General features: G+C 58.9%; 14 protein-coding genes. 8 read left to right on the top strand and 6 right to left on the bottom strand.

All coding sequences use genetic code 11. From position 1 onward, the window contains the following. The first annotated feature begins 256 nt into the window (after positions 1-256). The gene (locus F3H58_RS02640) at positions 257-1,201 is read left to right on the top strand and encodes a cyclic di-GMP phosphodiesterase (RefSeq protein ID WP_149741103.1); all 945 of its coding nucleotides are present in this window, start codon (positions 257-259) and stop codon (positions 1,199-1,201) included. Here F3H58_RS02640 and F3H58_RS02635 read toward each other — a convergent pair. Beyond that, positions 1,198-1,710, bottom strand: a complete 513-nt coding sequence (locus tag F3H58_RS02635; RefSeq protein ID WP_188128737.1) for a GNAT family N-acetyltransferase — start codon at positions 1,708-1,710, stop codon at positions 1,198-1,200. The two genes, F3H58_RS02640 and F3H58_RS02635, sit on opposite strands and share 4 nt — an antisense overlap. Continuing rightward, entirely contained in the window at positions 1,707-3,896 is a 2,190-nt protein-coding gene (locus F3H58_RS02630; RefSeq protein ID WP_149741102.1) for an anthranilate synthase, read from the bottom strand. The genes F3H58_RS02635 and F3H58_RS02630 overlap by 4 nt, the downstream gene beginning before the upstream one ends. A 282-nt stretch (positions 3,897-4,178) precedes the next feature. Between F3H58_RS02630 and F3H58_RS02625 the strand changes: the two genes are divergently transcribed. Further along, on the top strand, positions 4,179-5,102 hold the full coding sequence (locus F3H58_RS02625; RefSeq protein WP_149741101.1) for an extensin-like domain-containing protein: 924 nt from the start codon (positions 4,179-4,181) through the stop codon (positions 5,100-5,102). Positions 5,103-5,158: 56 nt separating this feature from the next. On the opposite strand, the gene F3H58_RS02620 is transcribed toward F3H58_RS02625, so the two are convergent. After that, entirely contained in the window at positions 5,159-7,399 is a 2,241-nt protein-coding gene (locus tag F3H58_RS02620; RefSeq protein WP_149741100.1) for a TonB-dependent hemoglobin/transferrin/lactoferrin family receptor, read from the bottom strand. Positions 7,400-7,757: 358 nt separating this feature from the next. Between F3H58_RS02620 and F3H58_RS02615 the strand changes: the two genes are divergently transcribed. Together F3H58_RS02615 and F3H58_RS02610 are read left to right on the top strand one after the other, a co-directional pair. Further along, complete coding sequence (locus F3H58_RS02615) at positions 7,758-8,279, top strand: TIGR00645 family protein (RefSeq protein WP_003524933.1); 522 nt, start codon at positions 7,758-7,760, stop codon at positions 8,277-8,279. 100 nt (positions 8,280-8,379) lie between these two features. Next, the gene (locus F3H58_RS02610) at positions 8,380-9,096 is read left to right on the top strand and encodes a helix-turn-helix transcriptional regulator (RefSeq protein ID WP_149741099.1); all 717 of its coding nucleotides are present in this window, start codon (positions 8,380-8,382) and stop codon (positions 9,094-9,096) included. A gap of 30 nt (positions 9,097-9,126) precedes the next feature. Here F3H58_RS02610 and F3H58_RS02605 read toward each other — a convergent pair whose 3' ends face one another. From F3H58_RS02605 to F3H58_RS02595, 3 genes are all read right to left on the bottom strand, one after another. Further along, complete coding sequence (locus tag F3H58_RS02605; protein WP_078051758.1) at positions 9,127-10,278, bottom strand: DUF2333 family protein; 1,152 nt, start codon at positions 10,276-10,278, stop codon at positions 9,127-9,129. 238 nt (positions 10,279-10,516) lie between these two features. Then, positions 10,517-10,969, bottom strand: coding sequence for a pseudoazurin (locus F3H58_RS02600; protein ID WP_003524080.1), 453 nt, complete (start codon positions 10,967-10,969; stop codon positions 10,517-10,519). Positions 10,970-11,082: 113 nt separating this feature from the next. Then, a complete protein-coding gene (locus F3H58_RS02595; protein ID WP_149741098.1) occupies positions 11,083-11,664 on the bottom strand; it encodes a thymidine kinase in 582 nt (193 codons plus the stop codon). 20 nt (positions 11,665-11,684) lie between these two features. Between F3H58_RS02595 and F3H58_RS02590 the strand changes: the two genes are divergently transcribed. The 4 genes from F3H58_RS02590 (at position 11,685) to choV (ending at position 15,133) form a co-directional block, all read left to right on the top strand. Continuing rightward, positions 11,685-11,942 (top strand): hypothetical protein, encoded by a 258-nt coding sequence (locus tag F3H58_RS02590; RefSeq protein WP_149741097.1) that lies wholly within the window; start codon positions 11,685-11,687, stop codon positions 11,940-11,942. A gap of 108 nt (positions 11,943-12,050) precedes the next feature. Beyond that, positions 12,051-12,953 carry a choline ABC transporter substrate-binding protein gene (locus tag F3H58_RS02585; RefSeq protein ID WP_371259706.1) on the top strand — a complete coding sequence of 301 codons (903 nt, stop codon included), beginning with the start codon at positions 12,051-12,053 and terminating at the stop codon, positions 12,951-12,953. Between the two features lie 285 nt (positions 12,954-13,238). After that, positions 13,239-14,090 (top strand): choline ABC transporter permease subunit, encoded by an 852-nt coding sequence (gene choW / locus F3H58_RS02580; protein ID WP_035240066.1) that lies wholly within the window; start codon positions 13,239-13,241, stop codon positions 14,088-14,090. After that, positions 14,087-15,133 carry a choline ABC transporter ATP-binding protein gene (gene choV, locus F3H58_RS02575; protein ID WP_149741096.1) on the top strand — a complete coding sequence of 349 codons (1,047 nt, stop codon included), beginning with the start codon at positions 14,087-14,089 and terminating at the stop codon, positions 15,131-15,133. The genes choW and choV overlap by 4 nt, the downstream gene beginning before the upstream one ends. The last annotated feature ends 365 nt before the right edge of the window (positions 15,134-15,498 follow it).

Below are 15,498 nucleotides of genomic sequence, written 5' to 3'. Positions count from 1 at the left end.
TTGCGTCGTATGCGAGAATTTTCACTATTTACATTCTACGGTTGTTTCTTGATCTATTCGGATTGATTCTTTGAGTTTTAAATATATCCAGAGTAAAAAATTTTCATATTTGTGTTATCTAATCTTCCGAGGTGCAAGTTTAGGCAGGGTTGGGAAGACTTGACTTCACCTTTGTAGTTTAGCCGGTTGCGCGCCGACATTTTTACGAATTACGGTTTCAGGTTATCATTCCCGGGAAGGAAAATAAAAGCATCTGATGCTCAAACGAATTTCCACCCAGCAACTGACGATTGGCATGTTTATCGAAGCGGTCGAAGGAACGCTTTCGAACCAGGGATTTTTAAAGCGGCACCGCTTTCTTTTGCGGCACGAGGAATTAATGCGTCAATTGAAATCAAGCGGCGCCGAAAGCATCGTCATCAACACCGCCAAGGGATACGATACCGAAGGCAGCGCGCGTTCTGCGGCTCCTTCGCCGCAACCGGGCAATTGCCCGGAAACCGTCGCCGCCGTTACCCACGCCGTACGCTCGGCCGCCGATACGATTGCCGAGACCTTTGCTTCCGCAGAAGAGGGCGGCGTTGTTTCGCTGAAGGGCATGGCTGCGGCGGCGGGCAAGATTTCCGATGCCGTACAGTCGAACCCGGCGATTTTCATCGGCGTCACCCGCCTGAAATCGAAAGATGAAACGACCTTCGTGCACTCGGTCTCCGTCAGCGGGCTGATGATCCTCTTCGGTAATTATCTCGGGCTCGACAGGGGAACGGTCAATCTGCTCGGCATCAGCGGGCTGCTGCATGATATCGGCAAGGTGGAAATCCCTTCATCTATCCTCAACAAGGCGGAAGGGTTGAGCGCCAGCGAGCGGGAAATCATCAATCTCCATCCCGCATTCGGCCGGGATATATTGTCGCGCAATGTGCAGATGCCGGAGATGGTGCTCGATGTCTGCTTCAATCATCATGAGCGGATGGATGGCGGTGGTTATCCGAGCGGCCGTGCGGGCAGCCAGATCAGCCTCTATGCGCGTATCTCGGCGATTTGCGACGTCTATGACGCCATCACCTCGGTCAGGCCCTACAAGAAGCCGTGGACGGCGAATGACGCGCTGACCTGGATGCTGCGTCGGGAAGGGCATTTCGACATGCAGCTGCTGAAGAAATTCGCGCTGTGCATTTCCGCCTCGCTGCCGAGGGGTTAGTTGCCGAAGATGATCGCCATGTTCAGGCTGTCGATGTAACGCCCGTCGATCAGAACGGTGTCACGGCCCAGGCCTTCATGCACAAAACCTATCTTTTCATAAAGCGCGATTGCTCTGGCATTGTCGGCATGCACGCTCAGTTCCACGCGGTGCAGCCCACATTGACGCGCGGCATCGAGCGTCTGCCGCATCAGCCGTCCACCCAACCCCTTGTCCCGATAGGCAGGCAGGATACCCATGCCGAGCGTGCCGCAATGGGCGCGGGTCGCTCTGTCCTGGCGGCGGATATCGCACCAGCCAATCACTTCGCCATCCGCAATCGCCACGAATTGCGGATGGTCGTTTTCGATCATGTCGAGAACGAAGGCGCGGACCGAATCGAGCGGCGGCGCCTCCAGGAAGCTCAGATACTTCCGCTCGCGCGACACCGCATCGAGAGCACGGTGAAAGCTTTCAACGTGTTCCGCCCGGATGGGTTCGATGCTGATGGCGTCGGCAGCAGCCATCATGCCGCCTTTGTCTTCGCCTTGCGGGTCAGATGCACCACGACGTTTTCGATCATGCGCATGCCGGCGTCCTGGCCGAGTGTCATGATCGATTCCGGGTGGAACTGAACGGCGGCCACCGGCTCCTTGGCGTGTTCGATGCCCATGATCGTGCCATCCTCGCTTTCCGCGGTGATGATGAAATCACGCGGAAGGGTGGAGGGGTCGGCGAAGATCGAGTGGTAGCGGCCGACGGTTACTTCCTTGCCGAGGCCGGAGAAGACGAGACCCGGTTCCAGCACGCGGATGCGTGAGGGCTTGCCGTGCATCGGCACCGCAAGCTGGCGAAGCTCGCCGCCATAGGCTTCCGCCAGTGCCTGAAGGCCGAGGCAAACGCCGAAGATCGGCAATTCGCGGGCGCGGGCGGCCTTGATCGTCGCCTTGCAGTCGAAATCCGTCGGGCTGCCCGGTCCGGGAGAGAGCACGACGAGATCGGGCTGGAAGCGATCGAACACCTCTGCCGCAACCGGCGTTCTGACGGTGGAGACGGTCGCGCCCGTCTGGCGGAAATAATTCGCCAGCGTGTGCACGAAGCTGTCTTCGTGGTCAACGAGCAGGATCTTCACACCGGTGCCCACCTTGGCGGCGTCGCGCTTGGTGGAAGCGGCGTTGGTGGCTTTCGCATCGCGAATGGCGGCGATCATGGCGGATGCCTTCAGCTCGGTTTCGGCTTCTTCTTCCTGCGGATTGGAATCGTTAAGCAGCGTCGCACCCGCACGCACCTCGGCAATGCCGTCCTTGATGCGGATGGTGCGCAGCGTCAGGCCGGTATTCATGTCGCCGTTGAAACCGACCATGCCGATTGCGCCGCCATACCAGGCGCGCGGGCTCTTTTCATGGCCCTCGATGAAGCGCATGGCCCAGAGTTTCGGCGCACCGGTAACGGTAACGGCCCAGGCGTGGCTGAGGAAGCCGTCAAAGGCGTCCATGTCATCGCGCAGGCGGCCTTCGATGTGGTCCACGGTGTGGATGAGGCGCGAATACATCTCGATCTGGCGCCGGCCGATGACCTTTACCGAACCCGGTTCGCAGACGCGGCTCTTGTCGTTGCGGTCCACATCCGAGCACATGGTGAGTTCGGATTCGTCCTTCTTCGAATTGAGCAGTTTCAGGATCTGCTCGCTATCGGCAATCGGATCGTCGCCGCGCTTGATGGTGCCGGAAATCGGGCAGGTCTCGATGCGGCGGCCGGAGACGCGCACGAACATTTCCGGCGAAGCGCCGATCAGATATTCCTGATGGCCGAGATTGATGAAGAAGGAATAGGGCGAGGGATTGATCGCCTTCAGCCGGCGCGAAATCGCCGACGGATTGCTTTCACAACGCTCCATGAATTTCTGGCCGGGAACGACCTCGAACAGATCGCCGCGGCGGAAGCTTTCCTTGGCCTTCACCACCAGTTCGGAATATTCACCGGGACGATGATCGCCCTTGGGCGGGATCGTATCGGTGGTCTTGAAAGGGTCGGGTGTGATGTCGGAGGACTTGCCGTCCGTCGTCACGCCGCCCTTTTCGAAATCGTAACGGTCGATCCAGGCCTTGGCGGAATAGTGGTCAACGACGAGGATTTCGTCCGGCAGAAACAGCACCATGTCGCGCTGGTCTTCCGGGCGCGCCAGCGACAGCTTGATCGCGTCGAACTGGAAGGCGAGATCGTAACCGAAGGCGCCGAACAGGCCGATGGCCGAATCCGCATTCGAATAAAAGAGGTCGACGATGGCGCGCAGCGCCGTGAAGACGGTCGGGATTTTCGAACGCTCTTCTTCGGTAAAGACGCGGTCCGGCTCGTTGACGGTGAGATCGAGACGGCGCGTGGTGGAAGCGCCAAGCGTGAGATCGGGCGTCGCCTTCAGCTTCTCGGTAATGAAGGAAAGCAGCACTTCGCCGCGACCATTATAGGCCTCGATCCACATTTTGCGGCCGAAACAGGAAATGCCGAGCGGCGGGTCGACGATGGCCGTATCCCAGCGGGTGTAACGGCCCGGATATTCATAGTTGGACGAAAAAACCGCGCCGCGATGGGAATCGAGCTTTTCGATATAATTATCGATGGCGCTGGCGTAGTCGGCGGGCCGACGCTTTCGGCTGACCTTGATGCCGCCTTTCGTCTCGTAGGTTTCCGCTCCGTCATCCTGAATGATCGTTACCATTTCTCTCATACTTCCCGTTGTTCAGGCCCGCTGACAGGCGGCACAATAACAAAAAAGCCGCCTGAAAATTCGGGCGGCTTGGACTTTGTCTGAAGACATGACTGGTCAAGGCCGCGAAAAGCTGACCCACCACCAGTTAGCAATGTTCTTAGACACGATGTTCATGGGAAAATTGTTAGCGCGCACGATCCGCCTTGGCAAGCGGATTTCGGTGAGGGAATGAACCTTACGGGCTGCGGCGGCGTTGCACTCCTGCCGAAACGGTCAGGAGTGCCCCGAAAAATGCTTCATCGCCTGTGTCTTCTGGTAACCACCCTCGCATTGATTTCCGCCTCTGAACCGCCGGCGCAGGTGCCGGTGCCGCAACCGAAACCGGGTGAGGGGCAATCCGCCACCCCCTCGGAAAGGCCATCCGACGAGCCGCCGCGAAGCCCGGTGGAAGCGCCGAAACCAGGCCCGAAACCGCAGGCCCCGGAAGAGCGGAAACCGGATGACGGCAAGACGCCGGCAGACAAGGGGTCCGATGACAGCAGGAAAGGCGTCGAAGGCAAGGCGGGGGAGGGCAAAGGGGAGGGTGAACAACGGAAGCAGGATGTTGACGCTGCAAAACCGGAAGAGAAGCCGCCGGAGCCGGTGAGGCCGGAAGACCCGGCCGCGCTTCAGGCATGCCTTGGCGCGTTGAAGGATATCGGCGCGGAATTCAAACAGCTCGAACCGATCCGCGATGCGGAGCAGGGGTGCGGCATCGAAGCGCCTGTCGAGCTTTCCGTGGTTCTGCCCGGCATCAAGCTGGAACCTTCGGGCACCATGCGCTGCGAAACCGCGCTCGCGCTTTCCCGCTGGACAAAGGAGATGATGCTGCCGGCTGCGGCTTTGGCTTTGCCTGAGAGAAAGGTGACGGCCATCGCCAATGCCTCGACCTATATCTGCCGCAACCGCAACAGCGCGGAAAACGGCAAGATTTCCGAACATGCCAAGGGCAATGCCGTCGATATTTCCACGATCGCCTTCGATAAGGGCGAGCCGCTGGTAATGAAGCCGCGCGGTGAGGACGGAACGCCGGAAGGCGCTTTCCAGCGCACGATTACCGCCGCCGCCTGCCTGTTCTTCCGCACGGTTCTTTCGCCCGGCAGCGACGCCACCCATCAGGACCACCTGCATCTCGACGTGCTGGAGCGCAGGGGCGGCTACCTCTATTGCCGCTGACAAAAAAGGGGCGACCCGAAAGCCGCCCCGACTGGAGATGATGTTTCTGCCCGGGTTTAGAATTTCTGGGTCAGAGAAATTTTGAAGGTGCGTCCGGCTTCCGTATAGAAGTCCACCGGCTGGTTGACGGTGCTGACGGAATTCGGGTTCACGTCGCGAACGCCGACGGCATTCCAGTATTTCCTGTCGAACAGATTGTAGATGCCGGCCTGGATGCGCAGGCCCTTGGTCTGTTCCGGTTCCCACCAGCCGGTCAGGTTGAAGACGCCGTAGCCGGGGGCGTCGAAGGTGTTGGCCACCCTGTCGTCACGCATGCCGGAGGAGAAGACACCGGTAAATTCCGTGCCCCAGACGTCCTGCTCGTAGCCGATGCCGACAACGGACTTGAAGGGCGCGACGGTGCGAATGAATTCGTTGGTGTCGGTGTCCTTGCCATAGGCGTAAGCGAGCGAAGCATGGGCGAAGAAGCCGTTTGCGAGGTCCTTGCGGACCTTGGCTTCGACACCGGAGATTTCGACGTTGTTACGGTTGCGATAGGTGAAGAGCGATCCGTTGCCCCTGCCGCCGAAGCCGGGGAAGAGCGTTGTCGAGGTTGTATATTGCTCGATGAAGTTCTTGTACTTGTTGTGGAACAGCGTCAGGCTTCCCGTGAGGTCGCCGGAGGCGTAGTTCGCACCGATCTCGAAACCGTTGCTGGTCTCGGGATTGAGGGCGGAGTTGCCGACAACAGCGTAACCGGAGCTGACGTTGGAGAAGTTCAGATACAGTTCGTTGATCGTGGGGGCACGATAGGCCATCGACCATTGTGCGAAAAGCTGCAGTTCCGGCGTGACGTCATAGGTGGCAAGAAGCTTCGGCGAGAAGCGCGAGCCGCTGTTGCCGGTCGGCAGCCCGAAGGTTCTGTAGCCGCTATTGCTGGAAACGGAGCCATCGGGATCGTAATCGTAGGAATCGAAGCGCAGGCCGGGGGTCAGGCGGAAGCCGTTGCCGAAGGCGATTTCGTCATCGAGATAAAGACCGAGGCTCTTGCCGCTCACGTCAGGCATGTCCGATTGCGAGGACGAGGTCGATCCGGCCGTGTTGGCGAAAAGCTCCTGGCTGAAATCGGTCGTCATGGCGTTGCCGCCGAAACGGACCGTGTGCTGCACGCCGCCAAGCTCGAAGCCGGATTCAAGGCCACCGACGATGCCGAATGCGCTGTTGCGCATGCTGTCTTCGCGAATATAAAGCGAATTGTTGGTCAGGCGGTCACCGGCACCGGATTCCTTGGAAAGACGCGTCCAGTAGAGCGAAAGATTGGCGGCGTCGATGAAGCCGTCGGTCGAGGGCGCTTCGTATTCGTAATCGAGCGATACGCGATCGCGCTCGGTATCCTCGTAGCCCCGGTAGTCGCCGATCCGGTAGGTCGAGCCCGAAACGCTGACGCCCTGCAGGGTCTTCATGTCGCTGCGGTTTCTCAGAGAATAACGCTCGGCCGTCAGCCCGATGCTGTGACCGCCTTCAAGGTCCTGACGGATCTTGAACATCAGGTTGCTTTCATAGGTGTCGGCGGGATTGGGCTTGGTGCGGCGCGTGCCGTAGATATCGGCCGTACCCTTGTTGTCCGTCTCGTTGCCGCGCTTGTAGGAGCCCTGGAACAGAACTGACGTATTCTCGATCTTCTTGGCGACAGCGAGCGATCCGCCCACGCTTCTGTCTTCGCTGTCATAGGTGGTCTTGGCCACACCGCCCCAGTCCCTGCCTTCGCCGATCAGGTCTTCCGGATCGAGCGTGCGCAGCACCAGCGCGCCGCCGAGGGCGCCGGAGCCGATACGGCTGGAATCTGCGCCACGCACCACATCGACCGTCGAGAGCGAGGAAAAATCGAAGCTCGAACTCGTATCGCTGAGGGTGGTGGTTGCCTGACCCTGACGGGCGAAATTGTTGAAGTAAGGAACGGGAATATTGTCGATCAAGGTGACGACGCGTGCGCCGCCGAGGCCGCGAATGAACAGGCCGCCGGGCCGGCCGGGCTTGGCATCGACGTAATCGACGCCCGGCTCCGTGCTGTTGCCGAGGTCCTTGATGCTGCCGATGTCCTTCTTGCGGATGTCTTCCGCCGTGGTCTGGCTCGCCAGCGGCGTGTCGGCGGCGGCATTGGCGCTTTTGACGCGCTTGCCCTTGACGACGATCCTTTCAAGCGTGGTGGCGCCGTCCGCCTGCGTCGCGGCATCCTGGGCCCGCGCGGGGCCGGCAAGCGGCAGAAGAGAGATGGCAGTGCACAGAAGCAGCGCGGAGTGCGTGCGCGAAATGGACATTAAGTACCCCCAGGTAGGCGCGCGAATGGGCCACGGCGTGCGAAGGCACGCCGCGTTTGCCGCCGCGGCTGAAACTGTTTTGATTGTTACGGGCGAGCCGATAATCGAGGACTAAAAAACATGATGATAACTGTCAACATATTATATATGACTTTTTGCATCATGTTTTAAAGCATAACAGTATGTTGCAAAAATATGACGCTTATCCGCTCTCGAACCTCATTGGTGAATGGGGTGTGAAAACGCCACGGTACGGTCAAAGTCCCGACATTGCCGCTTGCTAGGATATTCGCAGCCAGTTTACATGGCGAAACAAACCATGCCCCAACAATAAACAGATTATTAATCGGATACGGAAATGAAGTCTCTTGAACTGCTCGTCGAGCGGATCATCCTCTCCAGCCGCTGGCTGCTCGTCGTTTTTTATCTCGGGCTCGTCGCGGCACTGGCGGTTTATGCGTTTTCCTTCGCGCTCAAGTTCCTGAAAGTTGCGAAGAACGTTTTCACCTACGACGAAGCGGACATGATCCTCGCCATGCTGGGTCTGATCGATGCGGCGCTGGTCGCCAGCCTGATCGTCATGGTGATGATTTCCGGTTACGAGAACTTCGTCAGCCGCTTCGACGATGCCGATGCCGAGGTTTCCTTTCTGGGCAAGCTCGATTCCGGCAGTCTGAAAATCAAGGTCGCATCGTCGATCGTGGCGATCTCATCGATCCACCTGCTGCAAATCTTCCTCAACGCCAGTCAATATTCGGACAGCAAGCTGATGTGGTTCACCATCATCCATCTGGCTTTTGTCGTCTCGGCGGTCATGCTCGGTTTCCTGGAAAAACTGATGGCCAAGCCGAAGGACAAATCCGAAAAGCCGGTGCTTTGATCAGGATGGTCCAGCCGATATGAAGGTCGTAACCCCGTTCTGGCCATGCCGCATGTTTCTCGCTCCGGGCGCTGCGTCCCGGTGTGTCGAGGGTGCGTGAATGGTGAAGACGGAGCGTCAGGCCAGACTTTGCGACGATCTGTCGGCTGCGGCCGACAAATCCCAATGGCTGGAGGCGCTGCGGGAAGTGATGCGCGCCTTCGGTTACGCCTATGTGACGCTTTTGCGGTTGCCCGGCGGACAGAATGCCTATGCCTTGCCAACGGTTGTCGAAAGCAGCCTGCCCATCTGGGTCGTGAATGCGATGACCAGGGACGGCGCACTTGGGGACTGTCCCGTCATCAAGCGCGGCGCGTCATCGATGATGCCGCAATATTGGTCGCTGCAGGATCCGGATATTGCCTGCGGACCGCTGGTGGATGCGGCGGACTCGGTGAGCAGCATGGGCATTACGTCCGGTCTGATGGTGCCGGTGCACGGCATGTACGGCAACCGGCATTTGATGAATTTCGCGGGCGATCGCGATATCCTGCCGCAAGCCGCGCTCAACGAGCTGGGCATGATCGTGCTGCATGCGCTGGAGGTTTATGACCGGCTTTGCCGCACCAACTCAAAAGGCCCATCGCCTTTGACGAAGCGGGAACTAGACGTTGTGCGCTGGACGGCGCAGGGAAAGACCTCCGTGGAGATCGCCGATCTTCTGTCCATCTCGGAACATACCGTCAATGCCTATATGAACAACGCCATCCGCAAGCTCGACTGCGTCAACCGCACGCAGCTGGTGGCCAAGACCATACGCCTTGGCCTGATAGACTGATCGACCCTGTCGTTGCGGGCAGGCCTCGTCTCACCGGTCGAGAACCGAGCGAAGCTCGACGAGATTAGAGCGAACCCGAAGGACGTAAAATCCCATTGTGGCGAGATGCGAGGGCATGATCCAGCCGCTTTCCTCACCATTGGAAATGATCGCCGGCTGGATGCGCAGGGCTGCACGGGTCTGCAACAGCGTGTCGTTCCACAGGTTGGTCAGGTTACGCTCGCGGATGACCTGCGCGAAGTCCGATCCGGCGGCGGAAAGCACGCCGTAATAACCGTAGAGCTGGCCATAGGCGAACCAGAAGCGGTCGTCGGCACGCGTATCGAACCAGCCGCCATTATAATTTTCCGAGCGTTCGCGCAGAATTGCCGACGTGGAGCCGATATCGCCGGCGATACGGTCGATGAACTGGATGAGGTTGTCGGCGCGGGTATCGAAGACGGCCTTGCAGGCGGCGAGTTCGCCGTTGAAGGCCTGGAAGCTGCGGATGGCGGCGCGGTAATAGCTGGGGGTCGGCGTCTTCGGGCCGAAGGGATCGAGGCCGAAATACCAGGAATATTCGCTGAACTGCATGTTGCCGCGCGCTTCCTGGAGATTGTTGTTGATGCCGGAGGTTCCGCGCACGCGGCCGAGCGTATCCACAAGTTCCACCGAGGTGCGGCGCACGGCCTGGTTTACACCACGCTGGAAAGACGCCTTGTTGTCCAGAAACGGCGTGCTGTCCCAGTCCATGCCGAAAAGGCCGAGACGATAGAGTAGCATGGAGGAAATCCACGCGTTCTGGTTGACGTTGAAATCGGTGAGATCGGCGGCTGCGTCGACGATGGCCGAACGCTGGCAGACCGGCGCGGATGTGTTTGCGGCGGCGCCCGTTGCGCCACCCGCCGGGGCGGCGGCGGGCAATTCCTGCCCGGCAGGCACGGTGCGCTCTTCAAGCTTGTAGCGCGCGACGTAATCCGGGTCGAAATTCGTCCAGACCTGGGTTTGCCAGATGAAATATCCGTAGAAGCCGGCAAGAAGAATGACGATGAGGGCGATCGGGCCCTTGATTAGCCAGTTGCGGCCGCTGTACCAGCCATGGGCGGCCATGAAGGGCCACAGAAGCCAGGCGACGAGAAGACCGGCGGCCCTGCCGATGGCGCTGAAGGCTGCCTGAATCAAAGCGGTGATCCGGTCGATCATGTCGTCATAGTCTCCTCTGCCCGTGGGGCTGGACGCCGGAAGAAAAACACGCGGCCCGCCCGCGCCCTTCGGCGCTTCGTATAAACCGCGGTCATTTACTGTCTTCCAGATATGTCCCGGTCAACCGGGATACAACATGATTGCGAAACTTTTCTCAACCTGCGGTCCGCGCCAGCCATTATGGCTTTCCACACCGATTGTGGAGCAACAGCCGCCGCGGAACCGAAGGGATATGTCCTCAAAGGCCGAGCTTGGCGATCTCGTCGTTCAGCCGGTCGCGCGCCTTTTTCGGCAGTTTGCCGTTCTTGACGGCGTCCAGATTGGCCGGCGCGGCATCGCCGACGACAACGAGCGCGATCATGCCCATGCCCAGATGCGGTGTGCATTTGACCACGTAGGCGCCTTCCTTCTCAACCGTCAACTTCACCGTCTCGTTCATCTTGCCCTTGAAGTCTGCGACACCCTCGGGGATCATGTCCTTCACGGCTGCCGCATCATGGCCCTTGTCGACCGGGACGAAGGTAATGACGTCGCCGACGGCGGCCTTGACGGTTGCGGGCTCGAAGACCATCGCCTGACCGTCGCTGCCCTTGTTGAGCATCTTCACTTCGATTTCGGCAGCAAGGGCGGGAAAGGCGAAAAGACCTGCGAGAATGGCGAGGCCGGCGAATTTGGCAGTTCTGTTCTGCATAGTTTTGCTCCTGAGAGAAAGCACATCCACGCGAATGTGTCGCCGTCGTCTTAGCCCAGGAGCGGGGGAGCCATCTTTGCGGAAAATCAAATGCGGCAACCGGACGCAGATGTTCACTCGCCCTTGAACGTCTCCACCCAGTGGCGGCGGCAGAAGGAAACATATTTCTCGTTGCCGCCGACATCGATCTGCGCGCCTTCCGTCACGACCTTTCCTTCATTGTCGAAGCGGGCAACCATCGTCGCCTTGCGGCCGCAATGGCAGATGGTGCGGATTTCGCGAAGCTCGTCGGCAATGGCCAGCAGTTCTTTCGAGGCGGGGAAAAGCTTTCCCTGAAAATCCGTGCGCAGGCCATAGGTCATGACCGGGATGTTCAGCCTGTCGACAATGTCGGCAAGCTGCCAGACATGGTGTTCGGAGAGAAAATTGGCTTCATCGATGAAAACGCAGGCGACCGGCGCTTCGGCAGTGAGGGCCGATACCTCGGCGAATAGGTTGGTATTCTCATCGAAGGTCAGGGCGTCGGAGGAGAGGCCGATTCGCGAGGCGACACGGCCGACGCCGGCCCGGTCGTCAAAGGCGGCCGTGAAGATCAGTGTGCGCATGCCGCGCTCCTGATAATTGTAGGATGCCTGCAGCAGCATGGTCGATTTGCCGGCATTCATCGTCGAATAATTGAAATAGAGTTTTGCCATTATCCACTCCCGGAGCACCGTTGCATCATTCCGACGTGCGTTTGAATGCTCCAACCTCTTCAATCGGCACACCGTGCCTCACAAACCTGTCCCGGTATTCCAGCCGATGCTGCATCCAGCGTCTTTTGACGGCGAAGACGCGGATTGAAAAGTATGGCCGTTGGAAAAACACAGATTTCTACGGTCTGCTCTTTTTCGACATTGCACCGCTGAATACCGACATTTTCACCATTTTGTCGCAAACGGTGCGCCAAAGCACGCAAATGCGCGCGAGTTGATTGTGTCCGGCAGATATTGATAATGGCAAGGGAACGAAAAAACAGGGAGCAAGCCATATGTTTGCAAATAGAAGCCGCTGTCTGGCCCTGGCCGCAGCAATCTCCTCCATGACGTTCAGTGCGGCCGGTGCTGCGGAACCGGCAAGCTGTGGCACAGTGCGCTTTTCCGATGTGGGCTGGACCGACATCACCGCCACGACGGCGACCGCCACCGTGCTTCTGAAAAGCCTTGGCTATGAGACCGACGTCAAGCTGCTCTCGGTGCCCGTTACCTACACATCGCTGAAAAACAAGGATATCGACGTCTTCCTCGGCAACTGGATGCCGACCATGGAAGGCGATATCGCGCCTTATCGCGAAGACAAATCCGTGGAAACGCTGCGGGAAAACCTGACCGGTGCGAAATACACGCTGGCGACCAACGCCAAGGGCGCCGAACTCGGCATCAAGGATTTCAAGGACATCGCCGCCCACAGCGCCGATCTCGGCGGCAAGATTTATGGTATCGAGCCGGGCAACGACGGCAACCGCCTGATTCTCGACATGGTGGCCAAGGACAGTTTCGGTCTGAAGTCGTTCGAGGTGGTCGAGTCGTCCGAACAGGGCATGCTCTCCCAGGTGGCCCGCGCTGAAAAATCCGGCGAGCCCATCGTCTTCCTCGGCTGGGAACCGCATCCCATGAATGCGAATTTCAAGCTGACCTATCTGACCGGCGGCGACGAGGTCTTCGGCCCCAATCTCGGCGGCGCGACGATCCATACCAATGTCCGCAAGGGTTACGTCGAGGAGTGCCCGAATGTCGGCGCCTTCCTCAAGAACCTGCAATTTTCCCTGCCCATGGAAAACGAGATCATGGGCAAGATCCTGAATGACGGCCTTGAGGGCGAGGCGGCTGCAACCGCCTGGCTGAAGGCCAATCCGACGGCGATCGAGCCCTGGCTCGCCAACGTCAAGACCAAGGACGGCAGCGCTGACGCCCTGCCTGCCGCCAAGAAGGCTCTCGGCCTCTAAGCCGCAAGACGATGCATGACTGCATCCGGCCTGCGCGGCAGGCCGGATCAGCGGGAAATAACGATGCCCATGCATGACCTTGCCTGTGAATTTTCAGACATTGAAGGTCATGCGCCAGCACCGCGTCCGGCAGTTCCGCTGCCGGCCGTCATTTCTGCATTGGAGCAATCCCGGTGAAACGGGATGACGATGCTCTATTTCTTTGTTGTCTGCGCAATTCCGGACGCAAAACCGCTCTGCATTTTTGCCGGAATTGTTTTAGTTCACGAAAGGTCTTTTCTTACCGTGGAATGGCTCAGCGCTCCTGAAAACCGCCTGCCCGTCGGCCGATATGCCAAGGAGGCCATTGACTGGCTGACCGGCAATCTCGCTTTTTTCTTCGATTGGCTTTCCTTCATTTTCCAAAGCGTCATCAACGCCCTGCTTTATGTGCTGCAGGCGCCGCATCCGCTTGTCATCGTCGCGATCCTGACGGCCCTTTCCGCCTGGACGCGCCGCTCCGTTGGCATGCCGGTCTTCACGGCGCTCGGCCTGCTGCTCATCATCAATCTGGGCTACTGGAAGGCGACGACGGAAACGCTGGCGCTCGTCATCGCCGCCAGCGCCGTGTGCATGATCATCGGCATACCGCTCGGCATATTGGCGGCGCGGCGCAAATGGATCTATGCCGGCATGCGCCCGGTGCTGGACCTGATGCAGACCATCCCCACCTTCGTTTATCTGATCCCGGCGCTGGTGCTGTTCGGTCTCGGCATGGTTCCGGGGCTCATCGCCACCGTCATCTTCGCCATTCCGGCCCCGGTGCGGCTCACCCGCCTCGGCATCGTTTCGACGCCGCCGGCGCTGGTGGAGGCGGCCGTCGCTTTTGGCGCTACGCCTTCGCAAGTATTGCGCAAGGTGGAGCTTCCCTTCGCCGCGCCGCAGATCATGGCCGGCCTTACCCAGACGATCATGCTGTCGCTGTCGATGGTGGTCATTTCCGCCCTGGTGGGCGCCAATGGTCTGGGTGTGCCGGTGGTGCGCGCGCTCAATACCGTCAATATCGCCATGGGCTTCGAAGCGGGACTGTGCATCGTCGTACTGGCGATCGTTCTCGACCGGCTTTTCCGCCTTCCCGGCGCGGAGGATGATCTATGAGTGACGCCATCATCTTCGGAAATGTCGATATCGTTTTCGGCGACCGGCCCGATGCGGCGCTGCCGCTGATCGACAAGGGCAGCACGCGTGACGAGATCAATGCCGAAACCGGACTGGTTCTCGGCGTCGCCAATGCCTCGCTCTCGGTCAGCGAGGGCGAGATACTCGTGCTCATGGGGCTTTCCGGCTCGGGCAAGTCGACCCTGCTCAGGGCCGTCAACGGGCTTGCGCCCGTGGTGCGCGGCAATGTCGGCGTGAAGACCAAGTCCGGCTATGTCGATCCCTATCGCTCGACGGCGAAAGCGCTGCGCGACCTGCGTATGCACACGGTCTCCATGGTCTTCCAGCAATTCGGCCTTCTGCCCTGGCGCAATGTGGCCGATAATGTCGGCTTCGGGCTTGAGCTTTCCGGCGTGCCGGAAGCCGAGCGCAAGCGCATGGTGGCCGAGCAGCTGGAGCTGGTCAATCTCTCCGCCTGGGCTGACCGCAAGGTGGGAGAGCTTTCCGGCGGCATGCAGCAGCGTGTGGGGCTGGCGAGAGCCTTTGCCACCGGCGCGCCGATCCTGTTGATGGACGAGCCGTTCTCGGCGCTCGACCCTCTCATCAGAAGCCGCCTGCAGGACGAACTTCTGGAGTTCCAGAGCCGGCTGAAGAAAACTATCCTCTTCGTCAGCCACGATCTGGATGAGGCCTTCCGTATCGGTAACCGTATCGCCATGATGGAAGGCGGACGCATCATCCAGTGCGGAACGCCGCAGCAGATCGTCAAGCAGCCGGCCACGCCGTATGTCGCGGATTTCGTGCAGAACATGAACCCGATCTCCATGCTGACCGCCGCCGATGTGATGAAAAGGGGCGTGGACGAACGCAATGGACAGATGGCAGTCGCCGCCACCGCCCTTCCGTCGTCGCCGCTGATCGATATTCTCGACGCGCTGTCGAAACAGGCAGGTGCGATCGGCGTGGTCGATAATGGCGCTATTATCGGCACGATTTCGGCGGATGAAGTCGTGGCGGGGCTGACGCGTCATCGCAAGAAATAGTGATTCGCCCATTTTGAATAAAAATGAGGGGCTTCCGGCACGGAGGCCCTTTTTCTTTGCCGTAAAAACTTCCCGCTTTAAGCTATACCTTCCTACCGTGGCAAAGAATATTTTTTGATATCGTAAGTTATGCATTAAAATAATTGCGTATAAAAAGCATATTGCAAATTTCGCAAAAATTGCGCAATGTTAATCTAGATTCTTTGGTTCGCTATTAAATTTAAGGTGGTAATAGATTGCAGCGCCGCAAACCGCTACCAAGCGTTGGGATTTACGCGCTCAAGTTTTAATCGTATATTTCTTATAAATACTATTTGTAATACATTTTTTCATTATTTATATTTTCAAAATAGGCAAAAGGCCGA

It is taken from the genome of Rhizobium sp. NFACC06-2, assembly GCF_900101425.1.
In the GTDB taxonomy this organism is placed as follows: Bacteria; Pseudomonadota; Alphaproteobacteria; order Rhizobiales; family Rhizobiaceae; genus Agrobacterium; species Agrobacterium leguminum.
Note: the sequence above shows the minus strand (reverse complement) of the source record. Positions and strands in the feature narration are given on the sequence as shown.

Bases quoted from the DNA above. Each gene is read 5' to 3' on its own strand.
- F3H58_RS02640 (WP_149741103.1), top strand. From the start codon at position 257: ATGCTCAAACGAATTTCCACCCAGCAACTGACGATTGGCATGTTTATC.
- F3H58_RS02635 (WP_188128737.1), bottom strand. From the start codon at position 1,710: ATGATGGCTGCTGCCGACGCCATCAGCATCGAACCCATCCGGGCGGAA.
- F3H58_RS02630 (WP_149741102.1), bottom strand. From the start codon at position 3,896: ATGGTAACGATCATTCAGGATGACGGAGCGGAAACCTACGAGACGAAA.
- F3H58_RS02625 (WP_149741101.1), top strand. From the start codon at position 4,179: ATGCTTCATCGCCTGTGTCTTCTGGTAACCACCCTCGCATTGATTTCC.
- F3H58_RS02620 (WP_149741100.1), bottom strand. From the start codon at position 7,399: ATGTCCATTTCGCGCACGCACTCCGCGCTGCTTCTGTGCACTGCCATC.
- F3H58_RS02615 (WP_003524933.1), top strand. From the start codon at position 7,758: ATGAAGTCTCTTGAACTGCTCGTCGAGCGGATCATCCTCTCCAGCCGC.
- F3H58_RS02610 (WP_149741099.1), top strand. From the start codon at position 8,380: ATGGTGAAGACGGAGCGTCAGGCCAGACTTTGCGACGATCTGTCGGCT.
- F3H58_RS02605 (WP_078051758.1), bottom strand. From the start codon at position 10,278: ATGATCGACCGGATCACCGCTTTGATTCAGGCAGCCTTCAGCGCCATC.
- F3H58_RS02600 (WP_003524080.1), bottom strand. From the start codon at position 10,969: ATGCAGAACAGAACTGCCAAATTCGCCGGCCTCGCCATTCTCGCAGGT.
- F3H58_RS02595 (WP_149741098.1), bottom strand. From the start codon at position 11,664: ATGGCAAAACTCTATTTCAATTATTCGACGATGAATGCCGGCAAATCG.
- F3H58_RS02585 (WP_371259706.1), top strand. From the start codon at position 12,051: ATGACGTTCAGTGCGGCCGGTGCTGCGGAACCGGCAAGCTGTGGCACA.
- choV (WP_149741096.1), top strand. From the start codon at position 14,087: ATGAGTGACGCCATCATCTTCGGAAATGTCGATATCGTTTTCGGCGAC.